Annotated in this window: 1 protein-coding gene; it reads right to left on the bottom strand. The window is 41.5% G+C overall.

Annotation, left to right across the window (positions count from 1 at the left end; genetic code table 11):
• Positions 1–55: 55 nt before the first annotated feature.
• On the bottom strand, positions 56–1,276 hold the full coding sequence (locus WKU26_RS12530) for an IS256 family transposase (protein ID WP_445323253.1): 1,221 nt from the start codon (positions 1,274–1,276) through the stop codon (positions 56–58).
• Between the last annotated feature and the right edge of the window lie 94 nt (positions 1,277–1,370).

The raw sequence follows: 1,370 nt of genomic DNA, 5'->3' as shown, positions 1-1,370 counted from the left end.
GACACTGTCCAAAATTTTGTGTAAATGGAAACAGGATTCAGTTGTAAGTTTGTTCTTATATCTGGATTCTGTTTTCAAACATAAGCATAAATTGATTCATAATCAAGCCCCAGTTATGAATCGGCTGTGTCCATTTCTTCTCAATCTCCATAAGCGAAAGATAAACGGTCTTTTTTACAGCATCATCCGAAGGGAATGAAAGCTTTGATTTGGTGTACTTTCTGATTTTTCCGTTTAGATTCTCAATGAGATTAGTTGTGTAGATTATTTTTCTGATTTCCAGCGGGAACTGGAAGAAAACAGTCAGGTCATCCCAGTTGTTCCTCCATGAAAGTATAGCGTAAGGATACTTTCCTCCCCATTTCCTTTCCAGATTGTCAAGCTCTGCAGCAGCAACCTCTTTGTTAGGTGCATTATAGATATTCTTCATATCCGCCGTAAACTCTTTCTTATCCTTATAAACGACATATTTACAGGAGTTTCTGATCTGATGTACCACACAAATCTGAGTGGATGACTGAGGGAATACGGTGCGGATGGTATCCGTAAATCCATTCAGATTGTCGGTACAGGTAATCAGGATGTCCTGCACTCCACGGGCTTTTAGATCGGTCAGGACACCCATCCAGAAAGAAGAACTTTCCGATTTGCCAACCCACATGCCAAGGACTTCCTTCAGGCCGTTCTGTTTCAGTCCGACGCAAAGGTAAACGGTCTTGTTTATGATCTTGCCATTATCCCGTACTTTGAAAACAATACCGTCCATCCAGACAATGAGGTAAACAGGATCAAGGGGGCGGTTCTGCCATTCCTGGGCAGCCTGATTGACTTTGTTGGTAATGATGGAAATGGCCGATGTAGAGAGCTCTATTTCATAAATCTCACGCATCTCTTCCTCTATGTCAGAAACGCTCATTCCTTTGGCATATAGGGAGATAACGAGCTTTTCTATAGAAAGTCCACGACTTTCATGTTTGGGCACTGCTATTGGCTCAAACTGGCCGTTACGGTCACGTGGAATAGAAATGACAGACTCTCCATGTTCAGTCTGGATTTTCTTCGGATAACTACCATTCCGGGAGTTGCCGGTATTGTTCCCTGTCACAGAATTCTTTTCATAGCCCAAATGGGCATCCATTTCGCCTTCAAGCATCTTCTCCAGCACCTGGGCATGCAATTGTTTCAGAAACTTGCTCACATCCGCTTCTGTCTTGAACTGGCTAAGGAACTCCTTACTTAACACCTCATCAGGCACTACTTGATTCTTTTCTTTCATAATCTTCTTCATTTTGCAAATCTATAAAATAAAAAATACGAGACTCAAACTTGAATCCCGTATTTTCCATTTACACAAAATATTTTATAGTGCC

Source organism: Phocaeicola sp. HCN-40430 (assembly GCF_037890285.1).
Lineage (GTDB): Bacteria > Bacteroidota > Bacteroidia > Bacteroidales > Bacteroidaceae > Phocaeicola > Phocaeicola acetigenes.
Note: the sequence above shows the minus strand (reverse complement) of the source record. Positions and strands in the feature narration are given on the sequence as shown.